The sequence below is a fragment of the Streptomyces sp. NPDC050732 genome, assembly GCF_040654255.1.
Lineage (GTDB): Bacteria > Actinomycetota > Actinomycetes > Streptomycetales > Streptomycetaceae > Streptomyces.
On sequence record NZ_JBFAHP010000027.1, the window covers coordinates 87,010 to 102,719 of the forward strand.

General features: G+C 74.6%; 13 protein-coding genes. 9 read left to right on the top strand and 4 right to left on the bottom strand.

What is annotated here, in order from left to right; translation table 11 throughout:
- Positions 1-170: 170 nt before the first annotated feature.
- Positions 171-2,450 carry a catalase gene (locus tag AB0H82_RS24190; RefSeq protein WP_362995983.1) on the top strand — a complete coding sequence of 760 codons (2,280 nt, stop codon included), beginning with the start codon at positions 171-173 and terminating at the stop codon, positions 2,448-2,450.
- Between the two features lie 197 nt (positions 2,451-2,647).
- Positions 2,648-2,878 (top strand): DUF5133 domain-containing protein, encoded by a 231-nt coding sequence (locus tag AB0H82_RS24195; RefSeq protein WP_362995985.1) that lies wholly within the window; start codon positions 2,648-2,650, stop codon positions 2,876-2,878.
- A 155-nt stretch (positions 2,879-3,033) separates the two neighbouring features.
- On the opposite strand, the gene AB0H82_RS24200 is transcribed toward AB0H82_RS24195, so the two are convergent.
- A complete protein-coding gene (locus tag AB0H82_RS24200) occupies positions 3,034-3,990 on the bottom strand; it encodes a helix-turn-helix domain-containing protein (protein ID WP_362995987.1) in 957 nt (318 codons plus the stop codon).
- A gap of 82 nt (positions 3,991-4,072) precedes the next feature.
- Between AB0H82_RS24200 and AB0H82_RS24205 the strand changes: the two genes are divergently transcribed.
- Complete coding sequence (locus AB0H82_RS24205; RefSeq protein ID WP_362995989.1) at positions 4,073-4,666, top strand: MBL fold metallo-hydrolase; 594 nt, start codon at positions 4,073-4,075, stop codon at positions 4,664-4,666.
- Between the two features lie 150 nt (positions 4,667-4,816).
- Here the strand turns inward: AB0H82_RS24205 and AB0H82_RS24210 are convergent, their stop codons facing one another.
- On the bottom strand, positions 4,817-6,103 hold the full coding sequence (locus AB0H82_RS24210) for a phosphatase PAP2 family protein (protein WP_362996047.1): 1,287 nt from the start codon (positions 6,101-6,103) through the stop codon (positions 4,817-4,819).
- Positions 6,104-6,419: 316 nt separating this feature from the next.
- Here AB0H82_RS24210 and AB0H82_RS24215 point away from each other — a divergent pair, with 316 nt between their 5' ends.
- The 6 genes from AB0H82_RS24215 (at position 6,420) to AB0H82_RS24240 (ending at position 13,396) form a co-directional block, all read left to right on the top strand.
- Entirely contained in the window at positions 6,420-7,955 is a 1,536-nt protein-coding gene (locus AB0H82_RS24215) for a diacylglycerol kinase family protein (RefSeq protein WP_362995991.1), read from the top strand.
- Positions 7,956-8,194: 239 nt separating this feature from the next.
- A complete protein-coding gene (locus AB0H82_RS24220) occupies positions 8,195-9,082 on the top strand; it encodes an ANTAR domain-containing protein (RefSeq protein ID WP_362995993.1) in 888 nt (295 codons plus the stop codon).
- Between the two features lie 201 nt (positions 9,083-9,283).
- Positions 9,284-9,532, top strand: a complete 249-nt coding sequence (locus tag AB0H82_RS24225; protein ID WP_362995995.1) for a DUF6332 family protein — start codon at positions 9,284-9,286, stop codon at positions 9,530-9,532.
- A gap of 159 nt (positions 9,533-9,691) precedes the next feature.
- Entirely contained in the window at positions 9,692-10,249 is a 558-nt protein-coding gene (locus tag AB0H82_RS24230) for a 2Fe-2S iron-sulfur cluster-binding protein (RefSeq protein ID WP_362996049.1), read from the top strand.
- A complete protein-coding gene (locus tag AB0H82_RS24235; RefSeq protein WP_362995997.1) occupies positions 10,246-11,250 on the top strand; it encodes a xanthine dehydrogenase family protein subunit M in 1,005 nt (334 codons plus the stop codon). Before AB0H82_RS24230 ends, AB0H82_RS24235 begins: the two co-directional genes overlap by 4 nt.
- A 52-nt stretch (positions 11,251-11,302) precedes the next feature.
- Entirely contained in the window at positions 11,303-13,396 is a 2,094-nt protein-coding gene (locus AB0H82_RS24240; RefSeq protein WP_362995999.1) for a xanthine dehydrogenase family protein molybdopterin-binding subunit, read from the top strand.
- A 97-nt stretch (positions 13,397-13,493) separates the two neighbouring features.
- Here AB0H82_RS24240 and AB0H82_RS24245 read toward each other — a convergent pair whose 3' ends face one another.
- Positions 13,494-14,528, bottom strand: coding sequence for a PHP domain-containing protein (locus tag AB0H82_RS24245; RefSeq protein WP_362996001.1), 1,035 nt, complete (start codon positions 14,526-14,528; stop codon positions 13,494-13,496).
- Between the two features lie 64 nt (positions 14,529-14,592).
- Positions 14,593-15,486: a short-chain dehydrogenase/reductase gene (locus tag AB0H82_RS24250; protein ID WP_362996003.1), complete on the bottom strand. Its 894-nt coding sequence runs from the start codon at positions 15,484-15,486 to the stop codon at positions 14,593-14,595.
- Positions 15,487-15,710: the final 224 nt, after the last annotated feature.

Below are 15,710 nucleotides of genomic sequence, written 5' to 3' on the forward strand. Positions count from 1 at the left end.
CAGGCACTGGTGTCGGGGTCCGGCCGGGTGGGTCGGGAGAGGGGCCCGGACGGCGCAGTACATGTGTCCCACAAGGAGTCGTGGGGTACCCGTCGTCTCGCGATAGCGCCCCTGCCGCGTGTCACGCACGGCTGTGCGTGGCACGGTCCCTCTCGAACGATCGGAATCCAGTGAGCGAGAAGAAGAACCCCGTGTCGGCCGCCGCGGAGAAGGCCGTGGAGAAGGTCCAGAACGCCATGCGGTCCGCAAACGAGATTCCCGGTGCGCCGGGCCCGGAGGCGGTGCCGGTGGAGGAGCCCACGAAGCCGCGTGAGCCGTTGCCGCCCAAGGCCGACCAGCGCGGCCCGCAGACCTACAGCCCGACGGGGCAGCCCACCGGGGTGCCGCAGGAGAAGGTCGCCCAGGAGGGCGCCTACCTGACCACCGCGCAGGGGGCGCGCCTGTATGAGACCGACCATTCGCTGAAGGCGGGGCCGCGCGGCCCGGTGCTGCTGCAGGACCACCATCTGCGGGAGAAGATCACCCACTTCGACCACGAGCGGATTCCCGAGCGGGTGGTGCACGCCCGCGGGGCCGCGGCGCACGGTGTCTTCCGGGCGTACGGCAGCGCCGCGGGGATCACCAGGGCGGGGTTCCTCGCCGAGGGGGTGGAGACGCCGGTGTACGTGCGCTTCTCCACCGTGCTCGGTTCGCGCGGCTCCGCCGACACGGTGCGCGACACCCGTGGCTTCGCGACGAAGTTCTACACCGACGAGGGCGTCTTCGACCTGGTCGGCAACAACATCCCGGTGTTCTTCATCCAGGACGCGATCAAGTTCCCCGACATCATCCATGCCGGCAAGCCGCATCCGGACCGGGAGATCCCGCAGGCGCAGAGCGCGCACGACACGTTCTGGGACTTCGTGACCCTGCACACCGAGGCCACCCACCACACGCTGTGGAACATGTCGGACCGCGGCATCCCGCGCTCCTACCGGATGATGGAGGGCTTCGGCGTCCACACCTTCCGGCTGGTCAACGCCGAGGGCGCCACCACCTTGGTGAAGTTCCACTGGAAGCCCCGGCTGGGTGTGCACTCGCAGGTGTGGGAGGAGGCGCAGCTCACCGGCGGTGTGGACCCCGACTTCCACCGCCGTGACCTGGCCGATGCCATCGAGGCCGGGGCGTTCCCGGAGTGGGAGCTGGGGGTCCAGGCCTTCCCCGACACCGAGGACCAGATGTTCGAGGGCATCGACCTGCTGGATCCGACGAAGATCGTGCCCGAGGAGCTGGCGCCGGTGCGTCCGATCGGGCTGATGACGCTGAACGCCAATCCCTCGAACTACTTCGCCGAGACCGAGCAGGTCGCCTTCCACCCGGGCCATCTCGTGCCGGGCATCGACGTCACCGACGACCCGCTGCTGCAGGGGCGGCTCTTCTCCTACCTCGACACCCAGATCAGCCGGCTGGGCGGGCCCAACTTCGCCCAGCTGCCGATCAACCGCACCCATGCGCCCGTCAACGACATGCTGCGCGACGGCATGCACCAGACGGCCGTGCACCGGGGGGCCGCGCCGTACCGGCCCAACTCGGTGGACGGGGGCTGTCCGTTTTTGGCGGGTGCGGACACCGGGGCCTACATCGAGGTGCCGGCCGAGGTGCCGGCCTCGCGCAAGGTCCGTGACGCGGCGGCCACCTTCGACGACCACTTCAGCCAGCCCCGGCAGTTCTGGCTCAGCATGACGCCCACCGAGCGCGAGCACATCGCGGCCGCCTACACCTTCGAGCTCGGCAAGTGCTGGAACGAGGGCATCAAGCAGCGCGGCCTGAACGTGCTGGCCAACATCGACCCCGAGCTGTGCGCGCAGGTCGCCGCGGGCCTGGGCCTGCCGGTGCCCGAGCCGTCCGCGCCGCTCGCCGCGGTCGAGCCGAGCCCCGCGCTCTCCCAGCTGGGCCAGGAGTGGCCGGTGGACGGCCGGATCATCGGCATCGTCACCGACGGCGTCAGCGACCTGGAGGGGGTGCGCACGGTGCGCCGGGCGGTCCTGGACGCGGGCATGGTTCCGCTGGTCATCGCCCCGGCCGGCGGCACCCTGGATGCCGACGGCGACCCGGTGACCGTGCAGCGCACCTTCACCACCGCCCGGTCCATCGAGTTCGACGCCCTGCTGCTGGCCGGGGCCCCCGCCCCCGCGCCCGACGCCTACGGGGCGCGCGATGCCAAGGCGGACGACGGCGCGGCCCGGCTGACCGGTGTCGAGCCGCGGCTGCTGCTGATGCTCATGGAGGCGTTCCGGCACGGCAAGGCCATCGGGGCCTGGGGGCGCGGCGCGGCCGCTCTGGAGGCGGCGGGGCTGCCCGCGGACGCCGCGGGCGTGGTCGGCGGTGCGGGCCCTGAGGCGGTCCTTGAGGCGGTCACCGGGCTGCTGGGCTCGCACCGGGTCTGGGAGCGGTTCACTCCCGCCCTGTAGGTCCCCGGGCGAGGTGCGGGGCCCGGTGGGGGCGGTGGCGGTGCGGGCCGCCGCCGCCCGCACCGGGCCCGCGGCTCGACTGGAGGGCGGCGCCCACCGGGGCGACAATGCTGATTTGTGGGGGAATGCCGATCTGAATCGGGGGCACAAGGGGCGGTGCACACCCCCTGCGAGTAGTGGCGATGAGGAGGCCTCTGATGCTGATGGCACACCCCGTGGTGCTGAAGAACCTGGTGGAGCAGTACGAGACGCTGCGTGCTGCGCACGCCGAGAAGGGCACCAAGGAGGCCCGTCAGCGGATGGAGGACGTCGCCTACACGCTGTGCGTGTCGACCGGGACCCGTGAGATAGGTGCCGCCCTGGCGGCCGCCCGCAGCCGCCTCACCGCCCTCTCCCGCGAGGGTGACTCCGCCCTGGCCGTGTCCTAGGAGCGGTGCGATACGCGTTCCGCGCCGCTGGCCGCCGCCCCACCGGGGGCGGCGGCCGACGCGTGTGCGGGGCTCGTCCGGTGCGACGCCGAACGCGGTGGTCCGCGCCTCGCTGCCGGTGAGTTCCCGCTGCGCCCGGCGCCGTGCCGACCGGGTCAGGGGGTGGCGGTGAAGGAGCGGCGGTAGGTGCGCGGGGGGACGCCCCGGCGGCGTACGAACTGTTCGCGCAGGACGGCGGCGCTGGTGTAGCCGACGCGGCGGGCGATCTCCTCGACGGGCAGGTCGGTGGTCTCCAGGAGTTCTTCGGCGCTGCTCAGGCGCAGGGTGCGCAGCCAGGCGTGGGGGGTGGTGCCGGTGGCGGCGGTGAAGCGGCGGGCGAAGGAGCGTTTGCTCATCAGGGCGCGGCGGGCCAGTTCGGCCACGGGCAGGGGTTCGTGGAGGTTTGCGCGGGCCCAGGCCAGGACGTCGGTGAGGCGTTCGTCGTGGCAGTCCTTGGGGGTGGGGGCGGCCAGGTACTGGGCCTGGCCGCCGTCGCGGTGGGAGGGCAGTACCACGTCCCGGGCGACGGCGTTGGCCAGCGCGGCGCCGTGTTCCCTGCGCAGCAGGTGCAGGCACAGATCGAAGCCGGCGGCGGCTCCGGCGCCGGTGACGATGTCTCCTTCGTCGATGTAGAGGGCGTCGGGTTCGACGGTGAGGGCCGGGTGGCGGTGGGCGAGCAGGTCGGCGAACCGCCAGTGGGTGGTGGCCCGCCGGCCGTCCAGGAGGCCGGCGGCGGCCAGCGCGAAGGTGCCGACGCAGTGGGCCGCCACCAGGGCGCCGCGCCGGTGGGCGGCGGCCAGGGCGTCGAGGACGGCGGCGGGGGGCGGGGTGCGGAAGCCGGCCCAGGGCAGGGCGATGACGAGGTCGGCGCGGGCGAGCCGGTCCAGGCCGTGCGTGATGGTCAGCGCTGTGCCCAGGTCGGTGGGGACGGGGCCGGGGTGCTCGGTGCACAGGGCGAAGTCGAAGCCGGGCAGCGCCGGGCCGTGCGGGCCGAAGATCTCGGTGACGATGCCGGCGGCGAGCAGGCCGGCTCCGGGCGGGGCGTAGGCGGCGACGCTGTGGAAGGGGGGCACGCGCGCAGTGTGGCACTGATCCTGCGATCGGTGTCAGTTGTGCCACTCGTGGGCGTCCCGGCCGGGCAGAAGGATGGGGGGCATGACAGACGCACCGCTCGGCCGCAGCGCCGTGTACACGATTTTGACCACGGGTTACGTCGGTTCCACCGGGCCCGGGGTGGCCGCCACCGTCTCCTACGTCTTTGACGCCGGCCGGCATGTGATCTTCGATCCGGGGATGGTGGCGAGCCGTGAGGACATCCTGGGGCCGCTCGGAGAGCTGGGGCTGGGCCCGGACGACATCACCGATGTGGTGCTGAGCCATCACCATCCCGACAACACCATGAACGTGGGCCTGTTCGGGCGGGCCCGGGTCCACGACCACCAGGTGGAATACCTCGGCGATCAGTGGCGCAACCGGGATGCGGAGGGCTATGAGCTGACGCCGTCGCTGCGGCTGATCCGCACTCCGGGCCACAGCCGGGAGGACATCACGCTGCTGGCGGGCACGAAGGCGGGGGTGGTCGCCTTCGCCGGTGACCTGTGGTGGCACGCGCGGGGCCCGGCGGAGGACCCGGTGGCACCCGACCGCGCGGTGCTGCGCGCCTCGCGGCTGCGGGTGCTGGCCGCCGCGGATGTGATCGTGCCCGGCCACGGCGGCCCGTTCAGGGGCCAGGAGAGCACGCCGCGCTAGGGCGTGTCTTTTGGATCAGCCCGGGGGCGGGGCGCGGGGCGGGTTTTTCACCGGGCGGGCTTTTTCACCCGCCGGTGCTCGTGTTCTGGCCGGTGTCCGGGTCCTGTTCGGGCAAATAGAGGCGTGTCCGGGCCTTTGGCCCGGTGCGGCTCACACCATTTCGGGCTGCGGTTCGGGGTGTTGTGCCGGTGCCGTCTTGGGCTCCCACAGCCGGGTGGTGCGTACGTAGCCGTGGATGACCGAGATCATCGCCAGGATGAGGAGCGGTCCGAATATCCACGGGTGGTCGGCCATCTGCACCGGCAAATAGCGGTAGGAGACCAGCATCAGCGTGAAGACGGCCGTGCCGTGCAGGACGAGCTGGAGGGCCGGGCGGTCCCAGCCGCGGTCCAGGGCGCGCAGGGCCGCGTCGATGGTGAAGGCGAAGACCACGCCGGCGACGATGTCCGCGCCGTAGTGGTAGCCGAATCCCAGGGTGGCGCCGAGGGTGGCCAGGAGCCAGAACGTGCCGGCGTAGCGCAGCACGCGCGGGCCCTTGCGGGAGTGGATGAAGATCGCGGTGGCCCATGCGGTGTGCAGGCTGGGCATGCAGTTGCGGGGGGTGATCTCGTCGAACGGGATGGCGTGCGGGGTGTCGAGGGGCGGCGGGGTGTGGGGCCACAGGTCGGCCAGCGCCCACTGCTGGCCGCCGGTGCCGAAGGCGCCGGTGCCGTAGGTGAAGATCGGCCCGACCACCGGGAAGATCATATAGATGGCCGGGCCCAGGAGGCCGATGACCAGGAAGGTGCGCACCAGGTAGTGGCCGGGGAAGCGGCGCTCGGCGGCCACGTGGCGCAGCTGGTAGAGGGAGACGGCGACGGCGGCGACCGCGAGCTGGATGTAGACCCAGTCCAGGATGTGGGCGCCGACGGGGCCGGTGGCCTCGACCAGGCGGCCGGCCAGCCAGGAGGGGTTGCCCAGGGCGTGGTCGGCGGTCGCCACGTACTCGTCCAGGACGGTGGGGCGGGTCTTGGAGGTGATGAGCAGCCAGGCGTCGCCGGTCTTGCGGCCGGCCACCAGGAGCAGGCCCAGGCCGACGCCCTTGAGCAGCAGGACACGCTCCTGGCCGGTGCGGCGGGTCAGGGCGATGACCCCATAGCCCAGAATCACCCACAGCGCGCCGTTGCCGAACATCATGTCGGCGCCGACGAGCCAGCGCACCAGGAAGAAGACGAGGTCGATCCCGACGGCGGCGGCGGCCGCGACGGCGCGCTGGCGCCAGGTGAGGACCACCATCATCAGCGCCATGCTGGCATACAGCAGCGGGCCCGATTTGGGGGCGAATATCACTTCGCGCGCCTGGTTGGCGATCGGTCCGGGCAGGCCGTAGTGGCGGGCGGCGATCTCCAGTGCGACCAGGAACGCGAGGGTCACCGCGCCGGCCGCGGTCCACAGCAGCACCCGCGGCCTGCGCAGCGCGGAGAATACAATTCTGCGATTTTGTTGCGAAAATATTCGCGTTGCTATTGATATCAATTGCTTGGCCGATTTGTTAGATTTTAGTTAAATGGCTCACTTTTCGTGCGAGATAGCGTGTTTTTATGGTGCCGGTTGGGCTATCAGGGCGATCGTCGTGAGTTCGATCATGCTAGCGGAGCGGTGCGGGCGAACCATCTTTCCGAACAAAAGAGCGGGCGCGGCTAGGGTGAGGCAGCGCCGCGGGCCGGGCCGCTCGCGCGCACTGGATTTCTAGGTGCAGAGGTGAAGCGAGCGTATGAAGCGACCTGGACGGCTGGGCACGATACCGGGGCCGGGAGACCGGGTGGCCGCGGCCTTCGCCGCCCCGCCTGCCGGGCGGGCGGGGGCCGCGCTGCGCCTGCTGGGCCGGGCCGCCGGCAGCGAGACCGTGTGGCTGGCCGCCGCGGCCGCGCTCGGCGGCACGGGCGGCCGCAGCGCGCGCCGGGCGGCGCTGCGCGGCCTGGGCTCGGTGGCGATCGTCGCGGCGGTCAGCCGGACGTTGGCCAAGCCGGCCGCCGGCCGCCCCGCCCGCGCGGGGGCCGGCCGTGTCCTGGACGCGCTCACCGGGCGCGCCGCCCGCCCGGGCCCGGGGCCGCTGCCCACCAGCCCGATGGCCTCGGCGGCCGCCTTCGCCTGCGGGGTCGCCCTGGAGTCGCCCCGGCACGGGCTGGCCGTGCTGCCGTTCGCCGCGGGCCTGGCCCGGGTGCGCGGCCGCGGCGCCCCGTCCCACGGCCACCGGGGCCGGCTGGCCGCCGGGGTGGTCGTCGGGGTCGGCGCGGCCCTGCTCACCTGCCGCTGGTGGCCGGTGAAACCGGAGGCCGCGGCCGCCGCCGCGCCCCCGCGCCGGCCCGCCCCCGCGCTGGCCGAGGGCAAGGGCCTGCATCTGGTGGTCAACCCCGCCTCCGGCGTCGCCTGGTCCAAGGACACCGCCGAGGCCCTGCGCGCGCTGCTGCCGCAGGCGGCGATCACCGTGTTCGAGCCCGGTGACGACCTGGTGGCGCTGCTGGAGGAGGCGGCGGTGCGGGCCGTCGCGGACGGCGGGGCGCTGGGCGTGTGCGGCGGGGACGGCACCGTCAACGCGGGCAGCGCGACCGCCGCCCGCCACCGGGTGCCGCTGGCGGTCTTCCCCGGCGGCACCTTTAACCACTTCGCCGCGGACCTCGGCAACCAGAGCCTGGAGGACGTGGCCCGCGCGATCCGGGCGGGCGAGGCGGTCACCGCCGACGTGGGCCGGGCCTCCTCCCCCCAGGAGCCCGGCACGCCCGGCGGCACCGAGCAGCTCTTCCTCAACACGTTCAGCATCGGGGTGTACTCCGAACTCGTGCACGCCCGCGAGCGGCTGGAGCAGCGGATCGGCAAGTGGCCCGCGCTCACCGTGGGGCTGGCCAGGGTCCTGGCCACCGGCAGCCCGCTGCGGGTGGTCATCAACGGCCGCCGGCGCAGCATCTGGCTGCTGTTCGCGGGCAACGGCATCTACCACCCGGCCGGTTTCGCCCCCACCTACCGCACCCAGCTCGACGACGGACTGCTCGACGTGCGCGCGGTGGACGCCGGCACCCCGCTGGCCCGCACCCGGCTCCTGCTGGCCGTGCTGACCGGGACGCTGCACAGCTCCCGGGTGCTGACCACCGCCCAGGTGCGCCGGCTGGAGCTGGAAGTGCTGCAGGGCGAGCCGCACTTCGCCTACGACGGCGAGGTGACCGACGCCACCTACCGGCGCCTGGTGCTCGACAAGCTGCCCAAGGCGATCACCCTGTACCGCCCCGCCGATCAGGAGCAGTGGCTGCGCTGAGCGCGCACCGCCCGGCCCCGGCCCCGGCAGGCGCCGGGGCCGGAGGCCGGGGCTCCGGGCCGGTCATGACATGACGGGGCAGGGCCCGATACGGTCGCCTCAGTGTGCGTGAGGAGCAGGCCCCGGCTGCGGAATGTGCCGGCCGGGGCCCAGGCGGGCATTGCGGCCGTGCTGCTCACACAGAAGCGAGGCGGCCGCAGGGTGCGGCCTGGGGAGAGAGCTTGACGACCGTTTCGACTGTGCCCCCCTCATCCGATGAGCAGCCCGACGGCGAGCGGTCGCCCCTGCTCAGGGATGAGACGGAACAGCTGCGGGCCACCGCCGAGCAGCTGCGCGCCCAGGTGGCCGAGCTGGAGGTCCAGGCGCGCACCCGGCCCAGGATCGCGCTGGCCGAGGGCATCCTGGTGGAGCGCTACCAGCTGGCCGACCCGCAGGCGGCGTTCGCGCTGCTGCGCCGGGCCTCCCAGCGGGCCAACATCAAACTGCACCAGCTGGCCGCCGCGGTCGCCCGCACCCCGGGGCCGGAGCCCGGCGCGCAGACCTGGCTCCCCCGGCGCACCCCGTACCCGGTGCCCAGCCTGGCCGCGCTCGGCGCCGGCACCCTGGACGCGGCCAACCAGGGCGAGGTCCTGGGCGCCGCGCTGCGCCGCGTGCTGAGCGTCACCGAGACCGACATGGGCAACGTGCAGCTCCTGGAGGACGACGTGCTGCGCCTGGCCAAACACGCGGGGCTGCCCCGGCACTTCACCGACTACTTCGCGTTCGTCGAGGGCAACACCGCCTGCTCGCGGGCCGCCTCCGCCAGCCGCCAGGTCACCGTCAAGGAAGTCGAGTCCTCGCCCGGCTTCGACGACGAGACGCGCCGGGTGATCCTGACCTCCGGCTGCCGCGGCGTCCACAGCATCCCCCTCCTCGACGACCAGAACACCGTCCGCGGCGTCATCTCCTCCCACCACGCCCGCCCGCTGGCCGGCTTCACCCAGGCACAGCTGCGGGCGCTGGGCGCCACCGGCCGCACCATGGGCTCCTGGATCAAGTGGCACCAGGACACCGTGCTCCTGGACGCGCTGGAGGACCTGCACCGGCTCGCCCGCATCCCCGGCCAGGGGGCGGGCCCGGTGGCGTAGCGGGCCCTCGTGCGAGGCTCGCCGCCGGGTCCCAGGCGCGGCCCTGGGCCGGGGTGTCGCGCGGGTCGCGGAAGCAGGGCCGGCACGGCGGGCCGGTCCGCTCGTTCGCGGCGCTCGCGGCGGGCGCGGTGGGCGCGGTGGGCGTCTGCCGGGACTGAGCCGCCGTACGCCCCGCCCGGCCGCCTCCGTAGGCTCTGCGTCATGGGGAGCAGCCGCCGCAGCCAGGCCGAACGGGACGAGATCACCGTCGAGATCGGATACGCGCTGTTCAGCGCCTGTTTCGCGGGCGCCGTGGTGTTCGGGGTGATCGCCGGTCCTGTCGCGGTCTGGCAGCTGCCGGCCGTCCTGGACCAGGCGCTGCCCCGGGTGGGCGCCGTGCTCGGCGCGGCCCTCGCGGTGCTGCGGGTCGTGCACGTCCTGTGGCGCCGCACGGGCACCCGGCGGCCCTGACCCGTCCGACCCGCCCCCGCCCGGGGGTGGCCCGCGCGCTTTCGGCATGCCGGAACGTGTGTCCTGACTCAGGCTGGATACGCGATGACGTCACGCAGCACGGCCGGGACGAGGGAGCAGAGCGCCATGGGAACCGATGTGTTCCATTCACCAGTGCCCATGAAGGTGAACGGCAGGCCGTGCGGCCCCGTCGTCGATCACCGCGCCACCCTGCTGGACGTCCTGCGCGAACAGCTGGGTCTGACGGGCGCCAAGAAGGGCTGCGACCACGGCCAGTGCGGTGCCTGCACCGTCCTGGTCGACGGGCGCCGCGCCAACAGCTGCCTGCTGCTGGCCGTCGCCCTGGAGGGGTGCGACATCACCACCGTCGAGGGGCTGCGGGACGGCGACGGCGAGCGGGACCACCCGCTGCAGCGGGCCTTCGTCGAGCGCGACGCGTTCCAGTGCGGGTACTGCACGCCGGGGCAGATCTGTTCGGCCGTCGGCGCCCTCGCGGAGGCCGCGGCGGGCCACCCCTCGCACGTGACGGACCCGGCGGCGGCCACCGGCGCGCCCGTGCCGCTGACCAGGGACGAGATCCGCGAGCGGCTCAGCGGCAACCTGTGCCGCTGCGGGGCCTATCCACACATCGTCGAAGCCGTCGAAGCCGTCGAAGCCGTCGAGGACGCCGCAACCGGTGCGGACGCCGGTGCGGGTGGCGGGGGTGGGGTCCGGTGAAGTCCTTCATGTACGTGCGGGCCCACAGCGTCGACGAGGCGACCGCCGCCCACGCCGGCCGGGCCACCTCCCGCTACCTGGGTGGCGGAACCAACCTCGTCGACCTGATGAAGCTCGGGGTGGAGCGGCCCCGCACGCTCATCGACGTCAGCCGGCTGCCGCTGGATGCGGTCGAGGAGCTCGCCGACGGCTCCGTGCGGGCCGGCGCGACGGTGCGCAACAGCGACCTGGCCGCCCACCCGCTGATCCGCGAGCGCTACCCGGTGCTCTCCCAGGCGCTGCTGGCGGGCGCCTCCGGCCAGCTGCGCAACATGGCCACCACCGGCGGCAACCTGCTGCAGCGCACCCGCTGCCCCTACTTCCAGGACCTGGGCAAGCCGTGCAACAAGCGCGAGCCCGGCACCGGCTGCGGGGCGCGCGAGGGCGTCCACCGCGACCACGCCGTGCTGGGCCACTCCGCGCAGTGCATCGCCACCCACCCCTCCGACATGGCCGTCGCGCTCGCCGCGCTGGACGCCCGGGTCGAACTGCAGGGCGCCCGCGGCGCGCGGACGCTGCCGGCCGCCGAGTTCCACCGGCTGCCGGGCGAGAGCCCGGAGCGGGACACCGAGATCGCGCCCGGCGAACTCATCACCGGGGTGCTGCTGCCGCCCCCGCCCCCGGGCACCGTCTCGGCCTACCGCAAGGCCCGCGACCGGGCCTCCTACGCCTTCGCGCTCGCCTCGGTGGCCGTGGTGCTCGGCGTCAGGGACGGCGCCGTGGACGAGGTGCGCATCGCGTTCGGCGCGCTGGCCCACCGGCCCTGGCGCGCCCGGCGGGCCGAACAGGCCCTGCACGGCGCGGCGCCGAGCCAGGAGGCGTTCGCCGGGGCCGTGGAGGCGGAGCTCGCGGAGGCGCTGCCGCTGCGCGACAACGCGTACAAGGTGCGCCTGGCCCGCAACCTGGCCTGCGACGTCCTGCGCCGGCTGGCCGCCACGCCCGCCCCGCCCGCCGCGCCCTGACCCCCCAGCCCCACTCCCCCACTCGCCCCAGCCCTTCAGCAGGGAGAACCTCATGCCGGACACCGTCGACGCTCTCGGGGCGGACCTGGAGCGCAGGGAGGGCCCCGACAAGGTGCACGGGATCGCCCGGTACGCCGCCGAGCACACGCCCCCCGGGTGCGCCTACGCCTGGCCGGTGGCGGCCACGGTGGCGCGCGGCGAGGTCACGGCCCTCGACGACCGGGCGGCGCTGGCGCTGCCCGGCGTCCTTGCCGTCCTCAGCCACCGCAACGCGCCGCGCCTGGCCGAGCCGGACGACGCGACCCTGGCCGTGCTGCAGAACGCCCGCGTCCCGCACCGCGGCTGGTACGTGGCGCTGGTGGTCGCCGACAGCCTGGAGGCGGCGCGCGAGGGGGCCGCGGCCGTACGGGTCAGCTGCGCCGAGGAGCCCCACGACGTCACCCTGCGCACCGGGCACCCCGGCGCCTACGTGCCCGAGGACTCCGACGGCACCTCGGGCGAGCACGTGCGCGGGGACCCCGAGGGGGCGTTCGACGCCGCGCCGGTGCGCGTGGATGCCCGCTACCGGGTGCCGCCCCTGCACAACCACCCCATGGAGCCGCACGCGGCCACCGCCCACTGGCAGGACGGGCGGCTGTTCGTGTACGACTCCAGCCAGGGCGCCACCACCGTCCGCGACGTCCTGGCGGGCCTGTTCGAGCTGTCCGAGGAGCAGGTCACCGTCGTCTCCGAACACGTCGGCGGCGGCTTCGGCTGCAAGGGCACGCCGCGCCCGCACGTGGTGCTGGCCGCGATGGCCGCCCGCGCGACGGGCCGGCCGGTGAAACTGGTCCTGCCGCGACGGGAGCTGGCCTCCGTGGTGGGCCACCGCTCGCCCACGCTGCAGCGGGTGCGGCTGGGTGCCGAGCGGGACGGCACGCTGACCTCCGTGATCCACGAGGTGACCGCGCACACCTCGCGCGTCAAGGAGTTCATGGAGACGGCCGCCGCCGCCACCCGCGTCATGTACGCCTCGCCCCACGGCCGCACCACCCACCAGGTGGTGCCGCTGGATGTGCCGACCCCCTCGTGGATGCGGGCCCCGGGTGAGGCGCCGGGCATGTACGCGCTGGAGTCGGCGATGGACGAGCTGGCCGTGGCGCTCGGCATCGACCCCGTCGAGCTGCGGCTGCGCAACGACACCGCCACCGAGCCCGACCGGGGCCTGCCCTTCAGCAGCCGGCACCTGGCCGAGTGCCTGCGGGAGGGGGCCCGGCGCTTCGGCTGGGCCGGGCGCGACCCGCGGCCCCGCTCGCGGGCCGAGGGGCCGGTGCTGGTGGGCAGCGGGGTCGCCGCGGCCACCTATCCAGTGGTCGTCGCGCCGTGCCGGGCCGGCGCCCGCGCCTGCCCCGACGGGCGGTTCGTGGTCCGGGTCAACGCCACCGACATCGGCACCGGGGCCCGTACCGTGCTCGCGCAGGTCGCCGCCGACGCGCTCCGCGTCCCGGTGGAGCGGGTGCGCACCGAGATCGGCAGCAGTGACCTGCCGTCGGCGCCGCTGGCCGGCGGCTCCTCGGGGACGGCGTCGTGGGGGTGGGCGGTCCACGAGGCCTGCACCCGCCTGGCCGGCCGGCTCGCGGACCGGGAGGGGCAACTGCCGCCCGAGGGGGTGGAGGCCACGGCCGACACGGCCGGCACCGCCGACGCGGACAGCGACTACGCCCGGCACGCTTTCGGCGCCCACTTCGCCGAGGTCGGCGTGGACACGGTGACCGGGGAGGTACGGGTGCGCCGGCTGCTCGGCGTCTACGCCGCCGGGCGCATCCTCAACTCCCGTACCGCCCGCTCGCAGTTCATCGGCGCCATGACGATGGGGCTGGGCATGGCGCTGACGGAGGGCAGCACGGTGGATGCCGCCTTCGGTGACTTCGCGGAGTGCGACCTGGCCTCGTACCACGTTCCCGCGCACGCCGACGTGCCGGTGATCGAGGCGCACTGGATCGAGGAGGAGGACCCCCACCTCAACCCGATGGGCAGCAAGGGCATCGGGGAGATCGGCATCGTCGGGACGGCCGCGGCCATCGCCAACGCGGTGCACCACGCGACCGGCGTACGGCTGCGGGAGCTGCCGCTCACCCCCGACCGGGTCCTCAACAGCGCCCTGTGACCTGGGGCCTGTCCGGCGGATCAGGTCGCGGTCGGGTGGCGGTCACATTCCGGTGCAGGTGAGCGGGGTCTGGCGCGTCGAGATGCAAGCGCGGGGGTCAGGCGGTGGTGCGGGCCCGGCTGGCCCGGGTCCAGGCCAGCACCTCCCTGGCCGGCCAGGTGTTCACCACCCGCTCGGCCGGCACCCCGCACTCCTCGGCCCGCGCACAGCCGATGATCTGCCAGTCCAGCTGGCCGGGCGCGTGCGCGTCGGTGTCCACGCTGAACAGCACCCCGGCATCGACGGCCTGGCGCAGCAGGCGCCGGGGCGGGTCGAGCCGTTCGGGGCGGCTGTTGATCTCCACGGCCGTGGCGGCGGCGGCGCAGGCGGCGAACACCTCCTGCGCGTCGAACTGCGACTCGGGCCGGCCGCGGCCGGTGACCAGGCGGCCGGTGCAGTGGCCGAGCACGTCGGCCCGGGGGTTGCTCACGGCCGCGACCATGCGCCGGGTCATCGCGGCGGCGTCCATGCGCAGTTTGGAGTGCACCGAGACGACCACGACGTCCAGGCGGTCCAGCAGCTCCGGCTCCTGGTCCAGGGAACCGTCCTCCAGGATGTCGCACTCGATGCCGGTCAGCAGGCGAAAGGGCGCCCACCGGGCGTTGAGGTCGGCGACCACCGCCAGCTGTTCGCGCAGCCGGTCGGGGGACAGGCCGCGCGCGATGGTCAGCCGGGGCGAGTGGTCGGTGAGCACGGCCCACTCGTGGCCGATCTCGCGGGCGGCGCGGCCCATCGCCTCGATGGGGCTGCCGCCGTCGGACCAGTCGGAGTGCAGATGGCAGTCGCCGCGCAGCAGCGCCCGCAGCCCGGCGCCGGCCGCGTCCGCGGCCAGCGGGGCGCGGGCTTCCTCCTCCAGGCGCTCCAGGTAGCCGGGCACGGCGCCGGCCAGCGCCTCGCGGATGACCGCCGCGGTCTTGGGCCCGATGCCCTTGAGGGACTCCAGGGAGCCGTCGGCGGCGCGGCGCGCCGTCTCCTGCGCACCGAGCCGGTCGATCACCTCGGCCGCGGTGCGAAAGGCCCGCACGCGGTAGGTGGGGGCGCGGCCGCGTTCGAGCAGGAAGGCGATGCGGTCCAGGGCCTTGCCGGGCTCCATCGGCGCCTCCGTAGGGTCCAAGGGGCGGCTTTAGGTACGGGTGTGTCCGTTTTCCAGCCTCGCCCTAGGGGCGGGGGGTGTCGCGCCGGGCGGCCTGGTCGGCCAGGCCGCCGGGGCCCAGCAGCCCGGTCTGGGTGCGGGGCAGGCCGGGCTGGCGGCGCGTGAAGCGGGCCCGGGCCAGGCGGGTGACCAGGGGCGGCAGCCCGGCCCGGCCCGCCTGGGCCAGGCGCGCCCAGGCGGGGATGTAGACGGCGGTGCGGCGCTGTTCCACGGCCCGGGCCAGGCGGGCGGCGACCTGGTCGGTGGGCAGGATGCGGCGGGCGGGGGGCGGCAGCAGGAGACGGGGCGCCCGAAGCGCCGGGTGGGTGTGGATGTCGCGGATCATTTCGGTGCCGGTCCAGTTGAGGTAGGCGATGCCCACCGCCACGCCGCGGTGGGCCGTCTCGGCGCGCAGGGCGTGGGCGAAGGCCTCGGCGCCGGCCTTGGAGGCGCAGTAGGCGCTCAGCAGGGGGACGGCGCCCAGCGCGGCCGTGGAGGCGATCTGCAGGTGGTAGCCGCGGGTGTGCAGCAGGTCGGGCAGGAAGGCCTGGGCGGTGAACGCGCTGCCGGTGAGGTTGACGTCGATCACCCGGCGCCAGGAGGCGGGGTCGGCGGTCTCGATCGGGCCGGCCTGGGCGATGCCCGCGTTGGCGACGACGACGCTGGGCCGGCCCAGGCGGGCGCGGACGGTCTCGGCGGCGGTGTGCAGGGCGGCCGGATCGGTGATGTCGACTTCCAGGGCGAGGGCCGGGCCGGGCAGGGCGCCCGCCACCGCGGCGAGGGCGGCCCGCTCGTGCCCCAGCAGGGCGACCCGGGCGTGCCGACGGGCCAGTTCACAGGCCAGGGCGGCCCCCAGCCCCCGGGCCGCCCCGGTCACCACCACGGTGCGGCCGCGCAGGGGGCTGTCGCTGTCGCGCATGGCGGGGGCCCTTCGCAGATGTCGGGGGCGGGGCGGAGGTGGGAGCGAGGGGTGCTGGGCGTCGGGCTCGGGGGGGGCGGGGTCGGGGGGCTAGTGGGGGTGTCGTCCGGGGGCGTCGGAGGGCCGTCGCTCGCCGGGGTCGAGGGTCCGGGGGCAGGGCGTCGAGGGATCGGGGGTCGTCGCGGGGGTCGGGGCAGGGCGTCGAAAGGTCCGGGGCGGAGGGT

Coding starts and splice junctions, on each gene's coding strand:
- AB0H82_RS24240 (WP_362995999.1), top strand. CDS start 11,303: ATGCCGGACACCGTCGACGCTCTCGGGGCGGACCTGGAGCGCAGGGAG.
- AB0H82_RS24205 (WP_362995989.1), top strand. CDS start 4,073: ATGACAGACGCACCGCTCGGCCGCAGCGCCGTGTACACGATTTTGACC.
- AB0H82_RS24195 (WP_362995985.1), top strand. CDS start 2,648: ATGCTGATGGCACACCCCGTGGTGCTGAAGAACCTGGTGGAGCAGTAC.
- AB0H82_RS24215 (WP_362995991.1), top strand. CDS start 6,420: ATGAAGCGACCTGGACGGCTGGGCACGATACCGGGGCCGGGAGACCGG.
- AB0H82_RS24230 (WP_362996049.1), top strand. CDS start 9,692: ATGAAGGTGAACGGCAGGCCGTGCGGCCCCGTCGTCGATCACCGCGCC.
- AB0H82_RS24250 (WP_362996003.1), bottom strand. CDS start 15,486: ATGCGCGACAGCGACAGCCCCCTGCGCGGCCGCACCGTGGTGGTGACC.
- AB0H82_RS24225 (WP_362995995.1), top strand. CDS start 9,284: ATGGGGAGCAGCCGCCGCAGCCAGGCCGAACGGGACGAGATCACCGTC.
- AB0H82_RS24245 (WP_362996001.1), bottom strand. CDS start 14,528: ATGGAGCCCGGCAAGGCCCTGGACCGCATCGCCTTCCTGCTCGAACGC.